The organism is Nonomuraea sp. NEAU-A123, from assembly GCF_018603905.1.
GTDB lineage: Bacteria > Actinomycetota > Actinomycetes > Streptosporangiales > Streptosporangiaceae > Nonomuraea.
The window spans coordinates 480180-502038 of record NZ_JAHFZZ010000002.1; the positions used below are offsets into that span (position 1 = coordinate 480180).

Sequence of the window (21859 nt, forward strand, 5' to 3'; positions counted from 1 at the left end):
TTGTATGTCCCGCTGGTCCGGTCATCGGCCTAGAACGGTCCGCACGCCCGTACGTACGAGGGAGGCATGCAGGTCGAGCAGCAACGCCGACAGCTCCCTGGCGGCCTCGTCGGCCTCTCCGATGGCCCCTGGGGCGCGTCGTTTGAGTATGGGCGCGATCGTCTGCTCCACCAGCCCGCACTCGCGCTCGGCCGCGGCCTTGACCGCGCGTAGATGCCGGGCGCGCAGGCCGAACCGGGCCAGGGCGCCGACGCTGCGCGCCACGTTGAGCGCCTCCTCGTCGTAGCGCCTGGCCGTCGCCGCGAGCAGCCCGTAGTCCTCGAGCTCGGCGAGTGTCTCCTCATCGAGCCCGGCCGCCTCCAGCAGCTCGGCCCGGCTCAGCCGTACTTCCTGCCGGTCCGGCCGATCGGTCAAGGCCCGCGGACGGCCGAAGTGCTCGGCCATCTTGTCCTTGATCACCCGCAGCGGCAGGTAGTGGTCGCGCTGCTCGGTGAGGATGTAGCGGAGCTGCTCGACGTGCAGGTGAGTGAACTTGCGGTAACCCGATGGGCTGCGCTCCGGCTCGATGAGCCCCTCGCCCTCCAAGAACCGGATCTTGGAGATCGTCACATCGGGGAACTCGCCCTGGAGCATGGCGAGCACCTCCCCGATGCTCATGTGCGAGCGTGCCGCCTGCGCGCTCATGCGGCTCCCTCCGCGGGCCGCGTGAACGCGCAGGAAGCCATGTTCATCGGTCGCTCGCTGCGCTCGACTGCTCCCATCCGTCGCTCGCTGCGCTCGCTCATGCGCCGGCGGCGGTCCGCATCAGGAAGACGAGGCGGAACTTGCCGATCTGCACCTCGTCACCGGAATGCAGCGGCACCTCCTCGATGCGTTCCCTGTTGACGTAGGTGCCGTTGAGGCTGCCCACGTCGCGCACGGAGAACTGGCCGCCGCGCAGGCGGTAGAACTCCACGTGCCGCCGGGAGACCGTGATGTCGTCGAGGAAGATGTCGCTTTCGGGATGTCGGCCCGTGGTGGTGAGCTCCTTGTCGAGCCGGAAGCGGCTTCCTTGGTTGGGCCCCCTGGTCACCGTGAGCAACGCCGTGCCAGGCGGCAGCTGCTCCACCAGCGCGCGCTCGGCGAGGAGCATGTCACCGGTCTCAGCCTCGTACGCCTCGATTCCCGCGACGGAGATCGTCGACGTGGTGTCCCCGGCGACCTCCTGTCTGGTCAGCGGCGACCCACAACGGGAACAGAAACGGGCATCCTCGGGGTTGGCGTGCCCGCACTGCGTGCAGTAGACGCTCGGCATCGATCGGCTCGGCCTCCTACCGCGAAGACGCGGCAACGGGGATCTGGACGCGCCTCGCTTCGCTCTTCAAGTTTGCGAATGCCGCAACTTACGCTGATCAGCGGCAAAGGTCAAGGCGAGGCGCTGGACGACGGGTTCGGACGGTGACAAAGTTACCGCCGCCCGAGCCTCAAGGTCCATGCCGCCGCGCGTTTCAACATTACGATCTTGTACGTTCCACCGCCACCTATCCACCAGAGTTACCCTATGTGACGGTGTGGGGCGAATTTCGGATCACGAGGAGGCCTCCTCGACCAGATGGGCCCAGCGCTCCAGGAGGGACTGGGCGGTGTCCACGTCGGCGGCCTCGGCCCACAGATCGGTGACCGGCTCGGTGGCGGCGGGCAGGATCAGCACCCAGCTCCCGTCGTCGGAGGCCACCCGCACTCCGTCGGTGGTGTCGACGCGGTAGCCGTTCGGCTCGGCCTCGGCGGCTTCGATGACCGAGCGCATCACGGCGCCCTTGGCCGCCCACGGGGTCGGCACCGTGCGCTTGAGGAGTTTGGCCTCGGGGATCCGCGCGTCGATCTGACTGAGCGAGAGCCGGGTGCGGGCGACCAGGCCGAGCAGCCGCATGAACGCCGCCACCCCGTCGATCGCCGGGCCGAACTCGGGCACCACGAAACCGCCCCGCCCGTCTCCCGCGAAGATCATGTCGTCGTCCACCGCGGCCGAGGTGAGGGCGTCGACCGCCGTGGAGGTCCACCGCACCTGCACACCGTGGAAGCGGCAGACCTGCTCGGCGACCCTGGTGGTGGTCACGGGCAGCGCCACCCGGCCGGCCCGGCGCTCGGCGGCGATCAGGTCGAGCACGACGAGCAGGGCGCGTTCCTCGCCGATGAGCTGGCCCATCTCGTCCACCAGCGCGATGCGCTCGCCGACGGGGTCGAAGCGCACCCCGAAGGCCGCCCTGGAGGAGCTCACGAGCTCCGAGAGGCGCTGGAGGTCCCGGCGGCGCTCGGCGAGCGTCTCCGTGGGCGAGATGTCGTCCAGGCGGGCGTTCACGGTGAGCACCTCGACGCCGACCCGGCCGAGCAGCGTGGGCAGCACCAGCGAGGAGGTCCCTCCGGCGCAGTCGACGACGACCTTCATGTCCCTGATGCCGGTCATGTCCACGCAGCGCAGCAGCTCGTACGCGTAGTCCTCGACCGCCCTGGCGGGGAAGCGGAGCTCGGCGATCTCGCCCGGGAAGGCGCGCCGGAACTCCTGGCGCGAGAAGACCCGCTCCAGCTTGCGCTGGGCGGCCGGGGGCAGGTCGGCGCCGCGGTCGTCCATGATGACGATGTCGATGCTCTGCGGGTCGCCCGCGGTGGTGCGCAGCGCGATGCCGCCCGCGGCCGACTCCCTGGCCGTGTGGAAGCGGGTCACGGGCAGCGGCGCGGCCTCCAGGTCGAGGACGTTGATGGCGCTGGCGTTGAGCGCGCCGATCACGGCCCGCTTCAGCGCCCTGGCGGCCAGCGAGGAGTCGCGCGAGGTGACGACGTGCTCGCCCTTCTTCAGGGTGGTGGCGTACGCGCTGGCCAGCCGTACGCACAGCTCGGGGGTGATCTCCACGTTGACCAGGCCGCTGACGCCGCGGGGGCCGAACAGGCTGCGCTGGCCGCGGGACTCCCAGATGACGCTGGTGTTGACGACGGCGCCGGCCTCGATGGTCTTGAACGGGTAGACCTTGACGCCGCTGGAGACGTACGCCTCGGGTTCGATGACGCACTCGTCGCCGATGACGGCGTTCTCCTCGATGCGGGCCCCGGCCATCACGTCGGTGCTCTTGCCGATCACGCAGCCGCGCAGGTGGGCGCCCGGGCCCAGGTAGACGTTGTCGTGGACGACGGCCCGGTGCAGGAAGGCGCCTTCGCGGACGACCGCGTTGTTGCCGAGCACGGTGTACTCGCGCAGCTCGGCGCCGCCCTCGACCTTGGCGTACTCGCCGACGAGCAGCGGGCCCTTGAGCACCGCGTCGGGGTCGACCGAGGCCGACTCGCACACCCGGACGCCCGGCGACACCTCGAAGCCGGCGATGTCCACGGCGACCCGGCCGGACAGGGCGTCGGCCTGGGCCTTGAGGTAGCTCTCGTGGGTGCCGACGTCCTCCCAGTAGCCCTCGGCGACATAGCCGTAGATGGGGGCGCCGCGCTCCAGCAGGCTGGGGAAGACGTCGGCCGACCAGTCAACGGGCTCTCCCGAGGCGACCGCGTCGAGCACCTCGGGTTCCATGACATAGATGCCGGTGTTGACGGTGTCGGAGAAGACCTGGCCCCAGGTGGGCTTCTCCAGGAAGCGCTGGACCCGATGCTCCTCGTCGGCGATCACGATGCCGAACTCGAGGGGGTTCGGCACCCGTTTGAGACCGATGGTCACAAGCGCCGATTTTTCACGATGAAAACGGACCATATCCGACAAATCGATATCGGTCAGGGCGTCGCCGGAGATCACCAGGAATCGGTCGTCGCGCAGGCGGGCCGCAGCGTTCTTCACGCTGCCCGCCGTACCGAGGGGAACGTCTTCCGTGGCGTATTGCAGGCTCATGCCGAGTTCGTCGCCGTCGCCGAAGTAGTTGCGCACGAGCGCGGCCAGGAACTGCAGGGTGACCACGGTCTCGGTGATGTTGTGCCGTTTGAGCAGGCGCAACACGTGCTCCATGATCGGGCGGTTGACCACGGGCAGCAGGGGTTTGGGCTGGTTGGCCGTCATCGGACGCAGCCGAGTGCCCTCTCCACCCGCCATGACGACCGCCTTCACCCGATCACTCCTCCTTGGCCGCGGTTACGAGCTGGCGTACCTGCACCGCATAGAGCACCCCCGACCACCAGTACAGGCCCGTTCCCCAGAGCGCAAATGCCCATCCGACAATTCGTGCTATATCGGCATACCATCCAGTGTGGGATGCGAGGAAGAGCAGAGGGAAGGCGTACATGAGGTTGAACATGGCGGCTTTGCCCAAGAAATGCACCTGAAGTGCCTTGTAACCGCTCTTCCGGAGTACGGGAATGAAACACGCGACGAACAGTTCGCGCCCGAGGATGATCACCACCAGCCACCACGGAATGACGTCGCGCAGCAGCAGCGCCAGGATCGTGGCGAAGACATAGAGCTTGTCGGCCGCCGGGTCGATGATCCGGCCGAGCCTGCTGATCTGGTTGAAGGCTCGAGCGATCTTGCCGTCCAGCCAGTCGGTGAATCCGGCGACCGCGAGGACGACGATCGCCCAGGCGTCCGCCTTGGGCCCCAATACCAACCAAAGGAAGACAGGCACGCCGAGGAGGCGCAAGAAGCTCAGCAGGTTCGGAACCGTCCAGATCCGATCCTCGGCGGAAGTTTCGCTCACGTTGCCGACCCTACTGCCTCGCCTTTCCCGGCAGCGGCGTAGACATCCGCTCGTAGACATCCGCTCATCGCGAGAGGTTAGGGCCATCCGCCACTGCGCAGGGGAACAGGATGAAGAGGAACGTCCTGATCGTGATGTGCGCGGGCCTGTTCGTCGTCCTGCTGGACGTGACCATCGTGAACGTGGCGCTGCCGTCCATCGCGGCCGACCGGCACGCCGGGCTCGCCGACCTGCAATGGGTGGTCGACGGCTACCAGATCGCGCTCGCCGGGCTGCTGCTGACGGGCGGCACGCTGGGCGACCGCTTCGGACACCGGCGGGTGGTGCTGGCGGGGTTCGCGCTGTTCGGCGTGGCCTCGGCGGGCTGCGCGCTCGCGCCCGGCATCGGCGCCCTGGTGGCGGCGCGGGCCGCGCAGGGCGTGGGCGCCGCGCTCCTGCTACCGGGCACACTGGCGGTTGGCGCTGCTGGCCGCATTCGTGGTGATCGAGAACCGGCGGGAGTCGCCGATGCTGCCGCTGGGACTGCTGCGCCGCCCCTCGATCGCGGTCGGCACGATCGGCTCGGCGATCATGAACTTCGGGATCAACGGCATGATGCTGCTGATCACCCTTTACCTCCAGGGCGTACTGCGGCTGTCCCCGATGACGGCGGGCGCGGCCCTGCTGCCGCTGTTCGTGCCGCTGGCGTCGCTCTCCGCGCCGTTCGGCCGCCTCACCGGCCGCTACGGCCCGCGCCCCGTCATGGTCGCCGGGCTCGTCACGCTGGCGGTGGGTATGGGGCTGCTGCTGCCGGTACGGGCGGCTTCGCCGTACCTGGTACTGCTGCCTGCGCTGACCGTCATCGGGCTCGGCGCGGCGCTGCTGACGCCCAGCGTGGTTGCCCTGGCCATGAGCGACCTGCCGCCCGGCCGGGAGGGGCTGGTGAGCGCGATCAACAACACCGCGCGACAGGCGGGCGGCGCGATCGGCGTCGCGGCCTTCGGCGCGCTGGCGGGCACTCCGGGCGGCCCACGCTTCATCGGCGGGCTACATGGGGCGGCGGCGCTGGCCGGGGCGACCTACCTCGGAGCAACCGCTCTCACCCTGACCCTAGGCCTCACCACCCGCCCCCACCGCAAGACCCTGGTCTGACCACCCGCAGGAGCTCACACCAGACCACCTGATGGCGCACCAGTCCAGGGCCTTGGGCCGCGCCGGACCACCCGAGACCGCGCCGCCAGAGACCACACCGGACCATCCGATAGCGCACCAGACCAGGGTTTTGGGGTGCACCGGACTGCCTGAGACCGCGCCGGGTCGTCTGGGGCGCGCCGGACCACCCGGGACCGCGCCACTCGACTCCGGGACACAATCCGTGCCGCGTAGGACCGCCCAGAGCCCTGCCAACCCACCGGGACCGCCAGACCACCCGGGATCGCGGCGTCCGACCGCCGGACAGCCGGGCGCCGGACAGCCGGGCGCCGGACAGCGACACGAGCCGAGGCTTCGAGGCCGGGCTACAGGGCGTCGGGCCCCAGCTAACGCTGCGCCGAACCATCCAGAGCCGTGCCAGACCACCGGGCGTCGCGCCGCGCGCCTCCCGCGCCAGGCTCATACACGGGCCACGACCGCGCCGACTGGCCCCAGGACGTCCCCGACTACCCACGCAGGGCAGCAGGACTGCGCCCGCTGGCTGAGGAGGACGGATGGGCGCGTGGCTGGGCGGGTGGCCAACGGCTGAGGCTGGTGGACGCCGGAGGGCCAAGGCCAACGGCTGAGGCTGGTGGCACGGCGGACCGCTGAGGCCGATGGCTGGTCAGGTGCGGAGGAAGCTGTGGATGTGGCCTGCTGCCTGGAAGCCGAGCCGTTCGTAGAAGTTCTTGGGCCAGTCGCCGGCGTCGGCCACCAGGAACACCAGGTCGCTGCCCGCCGCCTCGGCGAGGAGCGCCCTCATCAGGGTGCGGGCGTGACCGCGGCCCCGGTGGCGGTCTCCGGTGTAGAGGTCCTCGATCTGTGTGACGCCGCCGTGTGTGTAGATGTCGGCCTTGGCGGCGAGCTCGCCGTCCTCGGTTCGTACGCCGCGGAAGCCCACCGTGTCGGCGCCGCGCAGCCGTTCCTCGACGCGTCTGGCGAGCTGGTCGATCACGGCGTCGGCGGCCTCGGGCAGCGTCTCGCGCCAGCCGTCCCGGAGGGTGGGCAGCAGCGCGGGCAGGTCGAGATGCTCAACGGGCGCCGCGTCGTGCGGGAACTCGCCGCGGAACACCATGACCAGGTTGGTCTCGTGCGTGTAGCCCGCGGCCTCGAAGGCGGGCGCGTACGCCTGGCCCAGGCGGTCGTGGTCGACGTTGACGAGCCGGTGCGCGTGCCCGGCGAGCACCTGGTCGGCTGCCTTCAGCACTGCGCCTGGGTCGGTGTCGGACCAGACGATGAGCTTGTTGTCGTCGTACGAGCCGGGGTAACGCTCGTTGAGCACGGCGAACCCGCCGGGCACTTCAACCGTCCGCCCCGCTTTGCGGCGGGCGAAGTCGTGCATGAACGCGACGGTACGGGCGAAGTCCTGGAGAGGACCGGCGCCATCAGTCACGGCGCCATCAGTCACGGGGCCGGAGGTGTCAACGAGGTCGGTCATGGGCGGGCCGCCGTGATGAAGTGGCGGATGAGGTTGGAGTCCTTTACGCCGGGTGCCAGCTCGACGCCGCTGGACACGTCCACGCCCCACGGCTCGGCGGCGGCGACTGCGTCGGCGACGTTGGAGGGGTTGAGGCCGCCCGCCAGCAGCCAGTGTCCTGAGGGGTGGCCGCGCACTGCCGACCAGTCCCATGACTCGCCGGAGCCGGGGCGGGGGGCGTCGACGATGAGCAGGTCCTCGTCGTAGGCGCCGCAGCGTAGGTCGGCTTTGGCGTCGACGGCTCTGATCAGGGTGTGGCCTAGGTCCTTCAGTGCGGTGAAGTCTCCGTGCGGGTGCTTGCCGTGCAGTTGGATGCCGCGCATGCCGGAGGCGAGGGTGGCGGCGCGGACGGTCACGGGGGGCTCGCCGTGGAACACGCCGACGGTGAGAATGTGGGCGGGCACCGCTGCGGCCAGCTCGGCGGCTCGCTCGGGGGTCACCTGGCGGGGGCTCCGGGTCATCACGAACCCGATGGCGTCGGCGCCCGCCTCGACGGCGGCCGCCACGTGCTCGGGCTCGCTCAACCCGCAGATCTTCACGTACACACCGACGACCCTAGCGGCGCCGAGCGGCCCGCGGCGACCGTGACCCAAGCCGGACTTCAGACGGAGCAAAGCCGGAGCCCTAAGCCGGAATCCAGGCCTGGCCAGGCCGCAGCCCAGGCCGGGGTCCAGGCCGGAGTCCAGGCCGGGGTCCAGGGCGGGTTAGGCCGGAGCCCAGGCCAGAGACCCAAGCTGGGACCGGGGCAGAGGCCAAGCCGGGACCGGGCCAGACACCCAAGCCGGGACCGGGCCGGGGCCAGGAGGCGTCGTGGTGGTGAGTTCGAGCGGTGGGGTCCTCTAAAGCGCCCCGCGGCGGGGGTCCTGCATCCAGGTGGTCCTTCCGAAGGAACGAGGGAGGCGATGAGGACCACATGGTCGCAGGTCAGGGTCCGTACGGGCGTCAGCCCGTGGGATTATCCGAGGGGTCCGCCGCGGGGATGACGTACCGGCCGGAACGCCGCGTCCACCAAGCCGCTGCGATAGGCGACGACCGCGGCCTGGATCCGGTTGCGCAGCCCCAGCTTGTCCATGGCGGCGGCTACGTGGGACTTGACCGTGGTGATGCCCACGTGCAGTTCCTCGGCGATCTCCGCGTTGGACAGCCCGGTGCCGACCAGCGCGAGCACCTCCAGCTCGCGGTCGGTGAGGACGGCGGGGACCGGTATGGTCGCCTCCTCCTCCGCGGCCAGGAAGCGGGCGACGACCCGGCGCAGCACCGACGGGCCCAGGAGCTGCTCGCCGGTCACGGCCCGGCGTACGGCGTCGACCATGCGTTCGGGCTCGTCGTCCTTGACCAGGAAGCCGACAGCGCCCGCGCGCAGGGCGGCGTACACGTCGGAGTCCTCGGCGAACGTGGTGAGCACGACGATCCTGGTGGCCGGCCGCGCCGCGAGGACCCGTCTGGTGGCCTCCAGCCCGTCGACCCTGGGCATGCGCAGGTCCATCAGGATCACGTCGGGCAGGTGCTGTTCGGCCAGGCGTACGGCCTCGGCGCCGTCCTGGGCCTCGGCCACGACCTCCATGTCGCCCGCGACCTGCAGCAGCATGCGTACGCCCGCGCGGACCAGCGCCTGGTCGTCGGCGACCAGGACGCGGATCACGTGGCGCCCCCGGTGAGGCCCCCGGTGATGAGGTCGGTGATGCACCCCGTGGGGCGCTCAGCGGGCGTGGAGGCGGGCGAGGAAGTGGGCGGGGAGGCGGGCGAGGCGATGGGCATGTCGGCCGTGAGCAGCCAGCCGCCGTCCTGGTCGAGGCCCGCGGTGAGCGTGCCGCCGAGTGCGCGGACGCGCTCGCGCATGCCGGCCAGGCCGCGTCCGGATGAGGGCAGGCGTCCGGACGAGGGCAGGCGTTCGATGATGGTGGGCGGGGGGCCGTTGCGTACGCGTACGGTCAGCGCCTGGCCGGTGGTGGTGACGGCGACGCTCACCTGGGTGCCGGGACCGGCGTGCTTGAGCACGTTCGTGAGACCTTCCTGGACGATGCGGGCGGCGGAGGCACGGGCCACGAGGGGGGCGTGCGCGGTGGCGGGGTCGAGTTCGAGCTCGACCTGGAGGCCGGCGGCGGTCATCCGCTCGGCGGACTCACAGATGACCTCGGCGGGGTCGGCGGGCATGTCGGGCCGGCGGCCGGGGTCGCGCAGCACGTCGAGCAGCCCGCGCAGGTCTTCGAGCGCCTGGTGGCCGGTCTCGCGGATGTCGGCCAGCGCGTCGGCGACCGGTCCCTCGGGGGCGGCGTAGCGGGCGGCGCCGGCGCGCAGGACCATCGCGCCGACGTGGTGGGCCACGATGTCGTGCACCTCGCGGGCGATGTTCTCCCGCTCGAGGAGCTGGTCGGCGCGGACCTGGGCGACCGCCAGCCGCGCCGACTCGCGTACCCGCAACCGCTCGGCCTCGGCGGCCGCCTGCCTGACACCCAGGTAGCGGCCGATCGCGACGGGGGTGGTCACCAGGGCCATCAGGATGGCGACGCGAAACGCGGTGACCTCGGTCGAGTCCTCGACGATCGCGAGCGAGGCGAGCATGGTGCAGATCACGTACGTGACCGTGATCCAGGCCCAGGAGGCGATCCGCATCGCGAACACGCAGAGCGCGATCAGCATCAGGATCAGGCAGGTGTTGACCGCGTCGTGGAGGTACTGGTCGGCGGCGATCAGCAGCACGCTCTGGAAGATGAACACCAGCCCGGGAAAGCGCCGCGCGACGCCGAGCGACAGCCCGCCGAACACCGCGAACAGCCCCACGACCCAGACCGGCTGGGTGCCGCTGTGCCAGTCGGTCCAGGTGCTCAGCACGGTGAAGGCCACCCCGCCGCCGGCCAGCAGCACGTCCGGCGAGATGTCGCCGTCCTTCAGCCGCCCGGCGGGCCCGCGCAGGTAGGTGCCGATGAGGACGGGGAGGGTGGGGACGAGGATCGAGTACATCCACGAGTTCGTGGTGAGGGCGATGCCCGGGTCGGCCAGGTTGATCGCGGTCGCGGCGATGGCCGCGCCCAGCGCCGTGCAGGTCGGCCGCCAGCCCGAGTGGTAGGCGACCAGGCCGATGGAGACGCAGAGCAGCATCTGGGCGGTGTTGGAGGTGAACGACTCCACCTGGTCGGTGAAGACGAGGAACGCGGCGAGGTAGAGGCTCACGGCCAGCGGCGCGCGCCTGACCAGGCCCATGGGCGCGCCCACGCCCACGGCCATCGGGATCACCTCGTTGCCCGGCAGCAGCGCGGAGCCACCGCCTTTGGCCGAAAGCATCAGGTCGAGTGCGGTTCCCGCGGCCGCGAGCAGGAGGTCGAGCGGCACACCACGCCATCGCATTCGCCCACGGTATCCGGGCGGGGCGGGCGTTCCGGTCCTCCTGACGGAGGAGCCGGTCTCCTCCTAGTGGCCGCATCACCGCCCCGTCGGCGGATGAGACAACCGGGAGACTTCCCTTACCGTTTGGGGTATGCCTAATGACACCGCGTTGTTGCTCGGCCAGTTCCTGCGCGCTCCGGCCAAGATCGGCGCGTTCGCGCCCAGCTCGCGACGGCTCGCGGCGGCCGTGTGCGCGCCTTTGCCGGAACGCGGCGAGCCTACCGTGGTCGAGCTCGGCCCCGGCACGGGGCCCTTCACCGCGGAGATCCAGCGCCGGCTGACCGGGCGCGGCCACCACCTGGCCGTGGAGGTCAACCAGCAGTTGGCGACGCTGCTGGCCCAGCGCTTCCCCATCGTGGACGTCGTGCATGATGACGCGACCGAGCTCAGCCGCCTGCTCGGCGAGCGCGGCCTGCGGCAGGCCGACGTGGTGATCAGCGGGCTGCCCTGGGCGGCGTTCCCCGAGGACCTGCAGCGGGGGCTGCTCGGCGCGGTGTCCTCGGCGATGAGCCCGTCCGGCGCGTTCACCACGTTCTCCTACATCCACGCCATCCCGATGAGCTCGGCGCGCCGCTTTCGCGCGCTGCTGGCCGAGCGGTTCGAGGAGGTCGTGCCGGGCCGTACGGTGTGGCGCAACGCGCCTCCGGCGTTCGTGTTCCACGCCCGCAGACCTCGACCCTGAACAGAATTTACTTCTACGATGGGGTGATGGATTTCACCCTTCCCGACAGCGCCTTGGCCGTTCAACGCGGCATCGGCGACATCTGCTCGCGCTACGACCTGGACTACTGGCAGCGGTGTGAGGCGGACAAGCGCTGGCCGGAGGAGGTCTGGGCGGAGCTGGCCAAGGGCGGCTGGCTGGGTCTGGCCGTGCCCGAGGAGTTCGGCGGCGGCGGGCAGGGGCTGCTGGAGCTGGCGGTGGCGACGGAGACGCTGGCCGCCTCGGGCGCGGCGGGCGGCTCGGCGTTCACGTACGTGCTGACGCCGGGGTTCGGCGCGCTCACCCTGGCCAGGCACGGCACGGCCGAGCAGCGGGCGGAGCTGCTGCCCCGGCTGGCCACGGGTGAGCTGGAGACGTGCTTCGCGCTGACCGAGCCGGACGCGGGCTCGAACGCGCTGGCCATCACGACGGCGGCCCGGCGCGACGGCGACGAGTACGTGATCAAGGGGCAGAAGATCTGGATCACCGGCGTCCAGCGGGCCACCTGGATGCTGCTGGTCACCAGGACCGTCCCGGCCGCCGAGGCCAGGCCGCGTACGCACGGGCTGACGGTCTTCCTGGTGAACGTGCCGGAGGCGGTGGCGGCCGGGCGGCTGTCCTACCAGCCGATCCCGAAGCTGGGGGCCAACACGACGCCGTCGAACATGGTGTTCATCGACGACCTCCGGGTGCCCGCCTCCAGTGTGGTGGGGCAGATCGACCAGGGCGCGGCCGTGCTGTGGGACATCCTCAACCCCGAGCGGATCCTGCTCGCCGCCTCCGCGCTCGGCGGGGCCGAGGTGGCGTTGCGGGTCGCCGTGCAGTACGCGAAGGAACGCGAGGTGTTCGGCCGGCCGATCGGCGCCAACCAGGCCATCGCGTTCCCGCTGGCGCAGGTCAAGGCCAAGATCGAGCTGGCCCGCCTGATGCTCTACAAGGCCGCGTGGTCCTTCGACCGGCACCTGCCGTGCGGCACCGAGGCCAACATCGCCAAGCTCACCGCGTCGCAGGCGGCGTGGGAGGCGGCCGACGCCGCGTTCCAGACGCACGGCGGGATGGCGTACTCACTCGAATACCCGGTGGCCAGGCTGCTCACGGACGCCCGCATCGGGAAGGTGGCACCGGTGACGGAGGAGCTGCTGCTCAACTACCTCGCGACACAGGTGCTGGGGCTGCCGCGCAGCTTCTGATCGACGGTGTGGCCGGCCTGCCACGCGCACCAGCGGCCGGAGGGCCACGGCTTCGTCTCCCGGGGCGTCGGTCTCGGCCTCGGCGGACAGGCCCGCTCCGACGTTGGTGCGGCAGCAGGCCGTCCACACCGTCCAAGAAGCACGCCTACCCTGGGCGGGCAGGTGAAACCGCAGGTCAGCCGAACTCCGGTGGCCGCTTCTCGCGCACCGCCCGCACACCCTCCACCACGTCGGGGCCGCTGAAGCCGAGGAACTCCATGGCCAGCGAGGCGTCGAAGGTGGGTCCCGCCATGCGCAGCCAGTTGTTCAGTGAGTATTTGGTGAGGCGGATGGCCTCCTGGGAGCCGGCGGCGAGGCGTACGGCGATCTCCATCGCCTTGTCGTGGACCTGGTCGTCGTCGACGCACAGGCTCACCAGGCCCATCCGCTCGGCCTCGGCGCCGGTGACGGGCTCGCAGAGCAGCAGGTGGTATTTGGCCTTGGCCAGCCCGCACAGCAGCGGCCAGATGATCGCGGCGTGGTCGCCCGCCGCGACGCCGAGCCGGGTGTGGCCGTCAATGATGCGGGCGGTGCGCCCGGCCACGGAGATGTCGGCCAGCAGGGCGACGGCCAGCCCGGCGCCCACCGCGGGCCCCTGCACGGCCGAGACGATCGGCTTGGCGCAGTTGAGCACGTTGTAGACGATGTCGCGGGCCTCGCCGAACACGCGCAGCCTGGTGGCGTGGTCGCGGGTCATCTCCTCGATCATCGACAGGTCGCCGCCCGCGGAGAACGCCTCGCCCTCTCCCCTGACGATCACCGCCCTGACGGAGTCGTCGCGGTCGACGTCTCGCCAGATCTCGGCCAGCTCGCGGTGGCCGGTCATGTCGACGGCGTTGCGCCTGCGCGGCTCGCTGATCGTGATCCGCAGCACGCCGTCCGCGGGCGTGTCGATCTTGAGCTTCTCGTACGCGCTCCGGTACGTCACCATGCCTCCCGCAGCCGGGCGGCCACGTAGTCGCGGGCCTCGACGGCCTGGTCGAACAGGCCGGGCAGGCCGAAGAAGCCGTGGATCGCCCCGTCGAACCGGCGCGTCTCGACGGGCACCCCGGCCTCGGCCAGCCGCGCGCCGTAGCGCTCGCCGTCGTCGCGGAGCACGTCGCACTCGGCGGTCACCACGGTCGCGGGCGCCAGCCCCGCGACGGACGGCAGCCGCAGCGGGGACAGCCGCGGATCCTCCGGGTCGGCCGCGCCGGCGTACTGCCTGAGAAGCCAGGCGACGTCCTCGGTGTCGAGGCCGAAGCCCTTGGCGAACTCGGCGTGGCTGGGGGTGTCCAGGGCCGCGTCGAGCGCCGGGTAGACGAGCACCTGGTGGGCCAGGCGCAGCCCGGCGTCGCGGGCCTGCCAGGCGGCCACGGCGGCGAGGTTGCCGCCCGAGCTCTCGCCCATCACGGCGACGCCGCCGTCGCACTGGTAGAAGGCGGGGCGGGCGAAGATGTCGCGTACCACGGTCCAGGCGTCGTCGGCCGCAGCCGGGAACGGGTGCTCGGGGGCCAGCCGGTAGCCGACGGAGACGACCACCGCGCCGGTGCGCAGCGCCAGGTCGCGGCCGAGCGCGTCGCCGCGCTTGATGCCGCCGGTCATCCAGCCGCCGCCGTGGAAGTAGACCACCACGGGCAGCGCGCCGTCGCCCCGGTCGGCGCGGTAGACGCGGATCGGCACGCCCTCGGCGCTCTCGTCGCGGACGAAGGCGAGCTGGGTGAGCGGGCCGCGGTGTCGCGCGAGGTCGTCCCGGGCCCGGGCCTCCTGGATCCCGGCCAGGTCCAGCCCGGCCAGGCCGGGGCCGGGGTCGGACAGGTAGCGCTCGATGTACTCCTGCGCCTGGGGGTGCAGTGGCATGATCGAAGCCTAGCGGGCCGCCTCCACGAGCGCATCGAAGATCCGCTCGTCCTCGCTCCGCTCGGGGTGCCACTGCACGCCGACCCCGAACCGGTGGCCCTGCAGCTCGATGCCCTCGACGATCTGGTCCTCGGCCCAGGCCACCGCCAGCAGCCCGGTGCCCAGCCTGCGTACCGACTGGGTGTGCGGCGCGACCACCTCGACCTTGTCGCCCACCGCCTTGCCGAGCTTGCTCGACACGCTCACCTGGATGACGTGCGGCACGCCCGGCTCGGCGTGGCGCTCGTTGTCGAGCACCTCGGGCAGCCACGGGATCAGCGTGCCGCCCTGGGCGACGTTCAGCACGTGCATGCCGCGGGCGATGGCCAGGATCGGCACGTCGGCCTGTACGGCGGCGCGGGCCAGGGCCAGCTCGAACCTGTCGCGGTGCCCCTGCGCCTCGGGCACCCGCTCGTCCTGCTCCTCGCCGTAGGCGCCGCCGCCCACTTCGATCCCGCCGGCCAGCACCACGCCCTGCAGCCCGCGTACGTAGGCGTCGATCGCGTGCAGGTTCAGCGGCGGCAGCACCACGGGGGCGCCCCCGGCGCGCTCGACGGCCTTGGCGTAGGACGGAGGCGACAGCACCGCCTCCCGCACCCAGTCGCCCCAGCGGGCGGCTTCGAAGTAGGCGGTGATGCCGATCAGCGGTCGGGACATGCGATCTCCAGAGTGCCTGGTGGAGTCCGTGCCGCCGCCGGTCGTGACGACGGCCGCACGCCCATCATGGCGCACACCATTTCGGTTATGTCACCTCTCCGGAAGATCCTGTGCCGTATCGCACGAAGTCAAGGCACGGTCAGGATGACCGGCAGCTCCGCCGCGGAGTTGGAGAACAGGGACGGCACGGGGACGAGCGCCCCGGGCGGGACGGCGAGCGACAGGCCGGGGTAGCGGCGGAAGAGGGCGGGCAGCGCCTCGGTGGCCTCCAGGCGGGCCAGCGGGGCGCCCAGGCACAGGTGGGGGCCGCCGCCGAAGGCCAGGTGCCGGCGCTGCTCGCGGGTGATGTCGAACCGGGCGGCGTCGGAGCCGTGCTGCGCCTCGTCGCGTCCCACCGCGCTGTACGGGGCCAGGATGGCGTCTCCGGCGGGAATGGTGACGCCGGCGATCTCGATGTCCTCCAGCGGGTAGCGGGCCAGGAAGTTGCCGATGGGCGCGTCCCAGCGCAGCGTCTCCTCCACGACGGCCGACCAGGTGTCCTCGCCGCCGGCCACCGCCAGCGCGCGCTGGTCCGGGTGGGTGAGCAGCGCGCGGGCGCCGTTGACGATCAGGCTGAGCGTGGTCTCGTGCCCGGCGGCGAGCATCAGCCAGAGGGTGCCGACCAGCTCCTCGTCGGTGAGCCGCTCCGGGTCGTCGCGCTGGGCGGCGATCAGCGCGCTGATCAGGTCGTCGCCGGGCTCGGCGTGGCGCGCGGCGACGAGCCGGTCCAGCAGCAGGTAGATGTCGCGCTGGGTCTTGAGCACCTCCTCCGGGGCGGTGGTGGAGCGGAAGATGCTGTCCACCAGCTCCCGCAGCTCGGGGCGGTCCTCCTCCGGCACTCCGACGAGCTCGCAGATCACCTGCATGGGCACCGGGTAGGCGAAGTGTTCGCGCAGGTCGACGGTCCCGTCGGGCCGCACGTGCGACGGGAGGTCGTCCAGCAGCATGCCGACGATCCCGGCGATGCGCGGCCGCAGGCTCTGGACGTGGCGCGGCGTGAGCGTCCGGGTGACGAACTTACGCAGCCGATGATGCTCGGGCCCGTCGGCGGTGACCATGTTGGTGACCTTGACCATGCCGATCAGCGGCCAGTCGTCGGTGATGTCGCCGTCACGGACGGCCGTCCAGTTGTGCCAGTCCTTGCTGACCCTGCGGTCGGTCAGCAGGTCGGCCAGCAGCGCGTGATGGGTGACCGACCACGCCTCGACGCCGCCCGGCAGGACGACGCGGACGACGGGACCCAGTTCCCGCAGCCGGGCGGCCTCGCCGTGGTGGTCGGTCCCGGCGGGGTCGAGGGTGACTACAGGGATCATGAACGGTCTCCAAGCGCGCTGAAGTGGACGGGCAGCGAGGCGGGGCAGCGGGTCCACGGTGACGGGTGCGGAGTCAGGTCCGCGGCGTCCACCGAGAGGCGTACGTCGGGCAGCAGGTGCAGGGCCGTCTCGACCGCGGTGCGGGTGATGAGCCGGGCGGGGACGGGGGCCGGGCAGACGTGCGGGCCCGCGCTCCAGGCCAGGTGGGCGCGGTTGCCGAGCTCGATCTCCGTCGCGCCGCCGTGGACGCGCGGGTCGTCGTTGGCCGCCGACAGGCCCAGGACGAGCGCGTCGCCGCGGGCGATGCGCCGGCCGCCGAGCTCGGTGTCGCGCAGGGCGTACCGGGCGGGCATGTTCGTCATGGGCGGGTCGCGCCAGAGAACCTCGTCCAGCGCGTCGTCGACGCCCAGGCGCCCCCCGCGCACCCGGCCCGCGAAACGGGGGTCGGTCAGCATGAGCCGGAACGTCTGCGCGATCCACGTGGTCGTCGTCTCCTGCGCGGCGGAGATCATCACCACCATCGACTGCAGCACCTCGGCCTCGTCGCGCAGGTCGGCGTGGGCCAGGAAATGGCTGGTCAGGTCGTCGGCCGGGGCCTCCTTCCTGGCCCGCATGAGGCCGCCGAGCATCTCCTCGAACCTCCTGTTGCCCGCCTGGGAGTCCCCGGCGCTGCCGAACAGGGCGCGCAGCGCGGCCAGCAGCTCGTGGCCCTGGCCGGTGTCGAGGCCGAACAGCTCGGCGATGGCCAGCATCGGGACGACGGCCGCGTACTCGCCGACCAGGTCGGCGCTGCCGCGTTCGGCGAAGTCCTCGATGAGCTGCCGGCACATGGCCTCGACGGAGCGGCGCATGCGGCGCTGGTCGATCGCGGCGACCCCGTCGTCGATCGGGCGGCGCAGGCGGCGGTGCTCAGCCCCGTCGGCGCCGACCACGTTGGGCCGCCAGAACATCATCGGCCCCAGCCCCGAGTCGGGCGGCACGACGCCTTCCTGGAACAGCCGCCAGTTGCGGGCGTCGCGCGAGTACAGCTTCTCCTGCCGGGTGATGGTCAGCAGCTCCTGGTAGCCCATGACGAGCCAGGCGCCGACGCCCGGTTCGAGCTCCACCCAGGCGACGTCGCCCCATTCGCGGCGCAGCCTGCGGAAGACGCCGTGCGGGTCGGGGCAGGTCGTGGTGGCGGACAGGGGGATCATGAGGGGCCCTTCTGCGTGGCCAGCGCGTGCTTGACGAGGGCGATCAGAGCGTCCACCGACGAGGACCGGCTCCTGGCGTCGCAGTTCACGATGGGGGTGCCGGGCTCCAGGTCCAGCGCCTCGCGCAGCGCCTGCGGGCTGTGGCGCGTGGAGTCGGGGAAGTGGTTGACGGCGACGGCGAAGGGCAGGTCGCCGCGGAGTTCGAGCTGGTCGAGCACCTCGAAGCTACCCTCGATGCGGCGGGTGTCGACCAGGACGAGCGCGCCGACGGCGCCCTCGCCGAGCCCGGCCCACAGGTCCCAGAAACGCCGCTGGCCGGGCGTGCCGAACAGGTAGAGCGCCGTGTACGGGCTGAGCGTGATACGGCCGAAGTCCATGGCCACCGTGGTCGTGGTCTTGCCGTCCAGCCCGGCCAGGTCGTCCACGCCGACGCTGGCCTGTGTCATGGTCTCCTCGGTGCGCAGGGGCTCGATCTCGCTGACCGCGCCGATCATCGTGGTCTTGCCGACGCCGAAGTCGCCGACCACGAGGATCTTGACCGCCTGCTGCACGGTGTCGGGGAGGTAGCGGTCAGCTGAGCCTGCGGAGCCCATTGAGCACCTCCTGGAGGGTTGTCAGATCTGGGCGCCCGGCCTCCGGGATGCGGGAGCGGGCTATCAGGTGGCCGGAGTCGACGAGGTCGGAGGCCAGGATCCCGGCCACGCTCAGCGGCAGCCGCAGGTGCGCGGCCGCCTCCGCCAGCGAGAGGAGCCGCCCGAACATGCGCAGCAGGTCGCGCGCCTGGCGGGTGGCCGAGGGCGGCAGCGGCTTGCCGGCGTCGGCCACGACGAGGAGCGTGTCGAGGCCGACGGTGTTGCGGGTGGGGCGGGCCCGGCCCTGGGTGAGCACGTAGGGCCGCACCGCGCTGTCGTGGTACTCGCCGCTCATCTGCGCGTGGCCCCGCGTGCGGGGGTGCTGAAGTTCCTCTCGCCGATCTTGATGACCTGAGCCTGCATCTGCTGCGCGATGAGCCGCGGGTCGACCACCGGATCGGTGATGACCACCAGGTGGGAGCCGGACCCGGCGGCGCGGGCGAACAGGAAGCCGCCCTCGAAGCCCACCATCAGCTCCCTGACGGCCCGGTTGCCGCCGCCGAACTCGCGCCCGACGCTCTGGGCCAGCGACTGCAGTCCCGAGCAGGCGGCCGACAGCCGGTCGGCGACGTCTCTGTCCGTACCTGCCGAGCGGGCCTTCAGCAGGCCGTCGGAACTGAGGACGACGACATGGCGGACCCCTGGGACCCAGACGACCTCGGCGATCATCCAGTCCTGGTCTTGGTGCATCGGTACCCCGTTCGTCATCGGTCGTCGTGGTCCCCGGTGTCGGGGTCGTGGTCGAAGAAGGCGGCCATCCACTCGCCCGCCTGCTCTGGAGTCGCGGGCCGCTCCGCGGCGGCGGAGCGCGCACCGCCCGGTTCCGTCGTGTCGGAGCTGGCCTCACCGCGGCGTGAGCGTCTGCGCGGCAGCGCGCCGCCCGCCATTCCTTCCGTCGTATCGCCCGTCCCGGGGGCGTGCTCGCCGGAGGTGTCCGGCGCGGGATCGTCCAGCGTGGGGTGTTCCTGAACGAGGTGATCCTGGGCCGGGTCGATCGGCTGGGCCTCGTGGCGCGGGGGGCGGGCTCGCGGCGGCGCTACCGCCGGCTCCAGCGTCTCCACGATCGAGCTGGTCACCAGGACGACCGCGCGCACCCCTCCGTACGGCGAGGGCATCAGATCGGCCAGGAACCCGTGGCGGCGCACGTAGTGCCCGATGACCGCGAGGCCGGTCTGCGGGATCTCCCCCACTTCGCCCACGTCGACGGGCCTGCGCCCGGAGACGATCTCGCGTGCCTGCTCCAGGTGGTGGTCGTCCATGCCGACGCCGCCGTCGTCGATCTCGATGACGGCGCCACGCTGCACGTTGCGTACCGCCACGAGCACCGCGGTCGCCGGCGGCGAGGACTGGGTGGCGTTGGCGAGCAGCTCGGCCACCAGGTGGATGAGCGGCTCGACCACGTGGGCGGCGACGGCGGTGTCCGGGTCGCCCGAGACCTCCACCCGCTTGTAGGCGACGATCCTGGAGGCGGCGGCCCGGACCACGTCGACCAGCGCGAGCGGATTGGGCCACTGCTGGCCCGGCCATTCGCCGCACAGCACGGCCAGGCTCTGCGCGTGGCGCCCTTGCTGGGCAGCGGCGTGGTCGACCTGCATGCTGGTCTCGAGCACGTCCGGGTTGCCGGGGTGGCGTTCGGCCATCACGGACACGTTCTCCTGGATGCGGTGCGCGGAGGTCTGTACGCGCCGGGCCAGCGCCAGCAGGGCCAGCCGCAGCGACTCCTGCCGCTCGCGGTCCTCCTTGGCGGCGCCGCCGACCGCGTCGAGCACGTCTTCCAGCAGCTCGGCCGCGTCCTCGTCGAGCCCGGGGCTCTGGTACGGCGCGGGCACCGCGTCCTGGGCGATCACGGCCGGGATCCGCGCCTCCACCAGGTGCTTGATCGCCTCCTGCAGCGCCTTGGAGCGGGCCGCGACGTGCTTGCTCCACTGGGTGTTGCGCTGCTGGAGGTGGCGCTGGAACTCCGCCTCGCGCTGCTGCATGACGCCCTCGCGCCGGCTCATCGCGCGCACGGCCTCCTGGTGGCTCTGGCGCAGCGCCGCCACGGCGGCCACGGTGGCGAGCGCGAGCGTCGCGGCGGCCACGCACGCCCAGACGACGCCGGACCGGCTGTCGAGGAGCAGGGCGGCGAAGGCGCAGCAGGCGGCGACCACGGGCAGGGCCAGCGCCGCCGGCCATAGCCACGCGGCCTGAGGCGCCGGTGCCGGCGCCGGGGTCGCCGGCGTCTGAGGTGACCGTGCCGGACGGGCCGGGGCCTGAGGCGGTGGGGGTTGGGAACGAGCCATGGTCACCTTCGCGAACGGGCTGGAGAATGCGCTGGTCTCAGGCGGGAGGCGGCGATGGAGACCCCCTCTGCCGAAGCAAGCGGCACCTCCCCTTCCAGTCCGTTGCCTCTGCGTCACTCCCAGTGGTGACACATCCGCCAAGATCCGATTATTCCGACTCTACTGAATCAGTCAATCCATTCCCCGCCGCGTGTCAGATATATCACAAAGGTGCCATTTATCCCTATTTGTCCTGACATGTCCCCTTTGCGGACGGCGGCGCGCCTGACACATTCCCGGCCCACCTTGTCAATGAATCGCGTCTTCCCATCCAGCCAGGAATAGCCCGATAAGGACCACCCGAAAACGTTTCCCGATGACACCTGGACCCCTATGCCCCTTGTAGCGACAAATCCCGTCGCCCACAATCCATGGGAAAGCGCGGAGCCACAGGAAGGGAACTCATTGTGCGGACGAACAATGCCTTATTCGCATCCGGCCGGTCGCGAACGAGGTGCTGACGATGGCAGGCTTACGCCCCCCTCTCCCCGACGCCACGAGCGACGGCTTCCTCGCGGAGGCGCTGGCCGAGGCCAATGCCCATCGTGCCAAGCATCACGCCCCACCGCTGGTCCTGGACCCGGAGCTCGTCGAGTACGCCAGGTCCCGCGCGGCGTCGCGATCGGAATATCCGGACACGCAGGCCGGGCACGACGGACTACGAGAAGGCACCGGGGAGAACCTTTTCTGGGGCGCCGGTTCGAAAAAGCGGCCGCTCGCCGCCGGGAAAGCGGTTGCTGAATGGTACGACGAAATCAAAGGCTACGACTTCGGCAACCCGGAGAACGTCGCCGACTGCGGTCACTTCACCCAACTGGTGTGGAAGGGCAGCCGGAGGATGGGCGCCGGACGGGTGGCCGGACAGGGACCGGTTTTCTTCGAGACGTACATCATCTTCGTTTTCGAGGAGCCCGGCAATAAGCTCGGCCGCTTCGCGGAGAACGTACGGCCCGCCTGACTTCCGGTCCGGGAGCCGTGCCAGCCGGCGGCTCCCCTACGGCCCGATCGCCTCCGCCATACTATGCGAATACGACACATTTTCACTTTTGATGACCGAATCCACCTCAAATGAATGCGGAAAATCACGTTACCGTCACGGAAAGTTCTGGTCAGCACTGTATCGGGGCGAAACGGTTGTGACGCCCAGGAGGTGGTGTAAGACTCGAATTCGAGCGAGCGGTCGAGCCGGGGCCCGCCGAGCGCTCATC

Annotated in this window: 21 protein-coding genes and 1 pseudogene; 5 read left to right on the plus strand and 17 right to left on the minus strand. The window is 71.2% G+C overall.

All coding sequences use genetic code 11. The features are described from left to right. Positions 1 to 21: 21 nt before the first annotated feature. The 4 genes from KLK06_RS06380 to KLK06_RS06395 all read right to left on the minus strand — a co-directional run bounded on the left by KLK06_RS06380 (position 22) and on the right by KLK06_RS06395 (position 4658). On the minus strand, positions 22 to 684 hold the full coding sequence (locus tag KLK06_RS06380) for a MerR family transcriptional regulator (RefSeq protein WP_214634356.1): 663 nt from the start codon (positions 682 to 684) through the stop codon (positions 22 to 24). 97 nt (positions 685 to 781) lie between these two features. Further along, positions 782 to 1294: an FHA domain-containing protein gene (locus tag KLK06_RS06385; RefSeq protein ID WP_214634357.1), complete on the minus strand. Its 513-nt coding sequence runs from the start codon at positions 1292 to 1294 to the stop codon at positions 782 to 784. A 273-nt stretch (positions 1295 to 1567) separates the two neighbouring features. Further along, positions 1568 to 4072 (minus strand): mannose-1-phosphate guanyltransferase, encoded by a 2505-nt coding sequence (locus tag KLK06_RS06390; RefSeq protein ID WP_214634358.1) that lies wholly within the window; start codon positions 4070 to 4072, stop codon positions 1568 to 1570. A 4-nt stretch (positions 4073 to 4076) separates the two neighbouring features. After that, positions 4077 to 4658: a CDP-alcohol phosphatidyltransferase family protein gene (locus KLK06_RS06395; RefSeq protein WP_308168121.1), complete on the minus strand. Its 582-nt coding sequence runs from the start codon at positions 4656 to 4658 to the stop codon at positions 4077 to 4079. Positions 4659 to 4792: 134 nt separating this feature from the next. Here KLK06_RS06395 and KLK06_RS62970 point away from each other — a divergent pair. Together KLK06_RS62970 and KLK06_RS06405 are read left to right on the plus strand one after the other, a co-directional pair. Next, positions 4793 to 5056: pseudogene (locus KLK06_RS62970) on the plus strand (MFS transporter); the annotation flags it as partial. Positions 5057 to 5114: 58 nt separating this feature from the next. Then, positions 5115 to 5789: an MFS transporter gene (locus KLK06_RS06405; protein WP_214634360.1), complete on the plus strand. Its 675-nt coding sequence runs from the start codon at positions 5115 to 5117 to the stop codon at positions 5787 to 5789. Between the two features lie 664 nt (positions 5790 to 6453). On the opposite strand, the gene KLK06_RS06410 is transcribed toward KLK06_RS06405, so the two are convergent. The 4 genes from KLK06_RS06410 to KLK06_RS06425 form a co-directional block, all read right to left on the minus strand. Continuing rightward, entirely contained in the window at positions 6454 to 7266 is an 813-nt protein-coding gene (locus KLK06_RS06410) for a GNAT family N-acetyltransferase (protein ID WP_214634361.1), read from the minus strand. Next, positions 7263 to 7850: a phosphoribosylanthranilate isomerase gene (locus tag KLK06_RS06415; RefSeq protein ID WP_214634362.1), complete on the minus strand. Its 588-nt coding sequence runs from the start codon at positions 7848 to 7850 to the stop codon at positions 7263 to 7265. The genes KLK06_RS06410 and KLK06_RS06415 overlap by 4 nt, the downstream gene beginning before the upstream one ends. 410 nt (positions 7851 to 8260) lie before the next feature. Then, complete coding sequence (locus KLK06_RS06420; RefSeq protein WP_214634363.1) at positions 8261 to 8947, minus strand: response regulator transcription factor; 687 nt, start codon at positions 8945 to 8947, stop codon at positions 8261 to 8263. Then, positions 8944 to 10650, minus strand: a complete 1707-nt coding sequence (locus tag KLK06_RS06425; protein WP_250904951.1) for a sensor histidine kinase — start codon at positions 10648 to 10650, stop codon at positions 8944 to 8946. Before KLK06_RS06425 ends, KLK06_RS06420 begins: the two co-directional genes overlap by 4 nt. A 130-nt stretch (positions 10651 to 10780) precedes the next feature. Here KLK06_RS06425 and KLK06_RS06430 point away from each other — a divergent pair, with 130 nt between their 5' ends. Then, positions 10781 to 11371 carry a class I SAM-dependent methyltransferase gene (locus KLK06_RS06430; RefSeq protein ID WP_214634364.1) on the plus strand — a complete coding sequence of 197 codons (591 nt, stop codon included), beginning with the start codon at positions 10781 to 10783 and terminating at the stop codon, positions 11369 to 11371. Between the two features lie 26 nt (positions 11372 to 11397). Further along, positions 11398 to 12579 (plus strand): acyl-CoA dehydrogenase family protein, encoded by a 1182-nt coding sequence (locus tag KLK06_RS06435; RefSeq protein ID WP_214634365.1) that lies wholly within the window; start codon positions 11398 to 11400, stop codon positions 12577 to 12579. Positions 12580 to 12754: 175 nt separating this feature from the next. Here KLK06_RS06435 and KLK06_RS06440 read toward each other — a convergent pair whose 3' ends face one another. From KLK06_RS06440 to KLK06_RS06480, 9 genes are all read right to left on the minus strand, one after another. Continuing rightward, positions 12755 to 13549 carry an enoyl-CoA hydratase/isomerase family protein gene (locus tag KLK06_RS06440; protein WP_214634366.1) on the minus strand — a complete coding sequence of 265 codons (795 nt, stop codon included), beginning with the start codon at positions 13547 to 13549 and terminating at the stop codon, positions 12755 to 12757. Then, entirely contained in the window at positions 13543 to 14457 is a 915-nt protein-coding gene (locus KLK06_RS06445; RefSeq protein ID WP_214634367.1) for an alpha/beta hydrolase, read from the minus strand. The genes KLK06_RS06440 and KLK06_RS06445 overlap by 7 nt, the downstream gene beginning before the upstream one ends. Positions 14458 to 14466: 9 nt before the next feature. Next, on the minus strand, positions 14467 to 15153 hold the full coding sequence (locus KLK06_RS06450) for a gamma-glutamyl-gamma-aminobutyrate hydrolase family protein (protein WP_214634368.1): 687 nt from the start codon (positions 15151 to 15153) through the stop codon (positions 14467 to 14469). Between the two features lie 128 nt (positions 15154 to 15281). Then, on the minus strand, positions 15282 to 16505 hold the full coding sequence (locus tag KLK06_RS06455) for a cytochrome P450 (protein WP_214634369.1): 1224 nt from the start codon (positions 16503 to 16505) through the stop codon (positions 15282 to 15284). Next, positions 16502 to 17698, minus strand: coding sequence for a cytochrome P450 (locus tag KLK06_RS06460; RefSeq protein WP_214634370.1), 1197 nt, complete (start codon positions 17696 to 17698; stop codon positions 16502 to 16504). Before KLK06_RS06460 ends, KLK06_RS06455 begins: the two co-directional genes overlap by 4 nt. Then, the gene (locus tag KLK06_RS06465; RefSeq protein WP_214634371.1) at positions 17695 to 18291 is read right to left on the minus strand and encodes an ATP/GTP-binding protein; all 597 of its coding nucleotides are present in this window, start codon (positions 18289 to 18291) and stop codon (positions 17695 to 17697) included. Before KLK06_RS06465 ends, KLK06_RS06460 begins: the two co-directional genes overlap by 4 nt. Continuing rightward, complete coding sequence (locus tag KLK06_RS06470) at positions 18269 to 18625, minus strand: DUF742 domain-containing protein (RefSeq protein WP_214634372.1); 357 nt, start codon at positions 18623 to 18625, stop codon at positions 18269 to 18271. Before KLK06_RS06470 ends, KLK06_RS06465 begins: the two co-directional genes overlap by 23 nt. After that, positions 18622 to 19020: a roadblock/LC7 domain-containing protein gene (locus KLK06_RS06475; protein WP_214634373.1), complete on the minus strand. Its 399-nt coding sequence runs from the start codon at positions 19018 to 19020 to the stop codon at positions 18622 to 18624. Before KLK06_RS06475 ends, KLK06_RS06470 begins: the two co-directional genes overlap by 4 nt. 14 nt (positions 19021 to 19034) lie before the next feature. Then, positions 19035 to 20612: an ATP-binding protein gene (locus KLK06_RS06480; protein WP_214634374.1), complete on the minus strand. Its 1578-nt coding sequence runs from the start codon at positions 20610 to 20612 to the stop codon at positions 19035 to 19037. Positions 20613 to 21114: 502 nt separating this feature from the next. Here KLK06_RS06480 and KLK06_RS06485 point away from each other — a divergent pair. Then, positions 21115 to 21609, plus strand: coding sequence for a CAP domain-containing protein (locus KLK06_RS06485; protein ID WP_250905078.1), 495 nt, complete (start codon positions 21115 to 21117; stop codon positions 21607 to 21609). Positions 21610 to 21859: the final 250 nt, after the last annotated feature.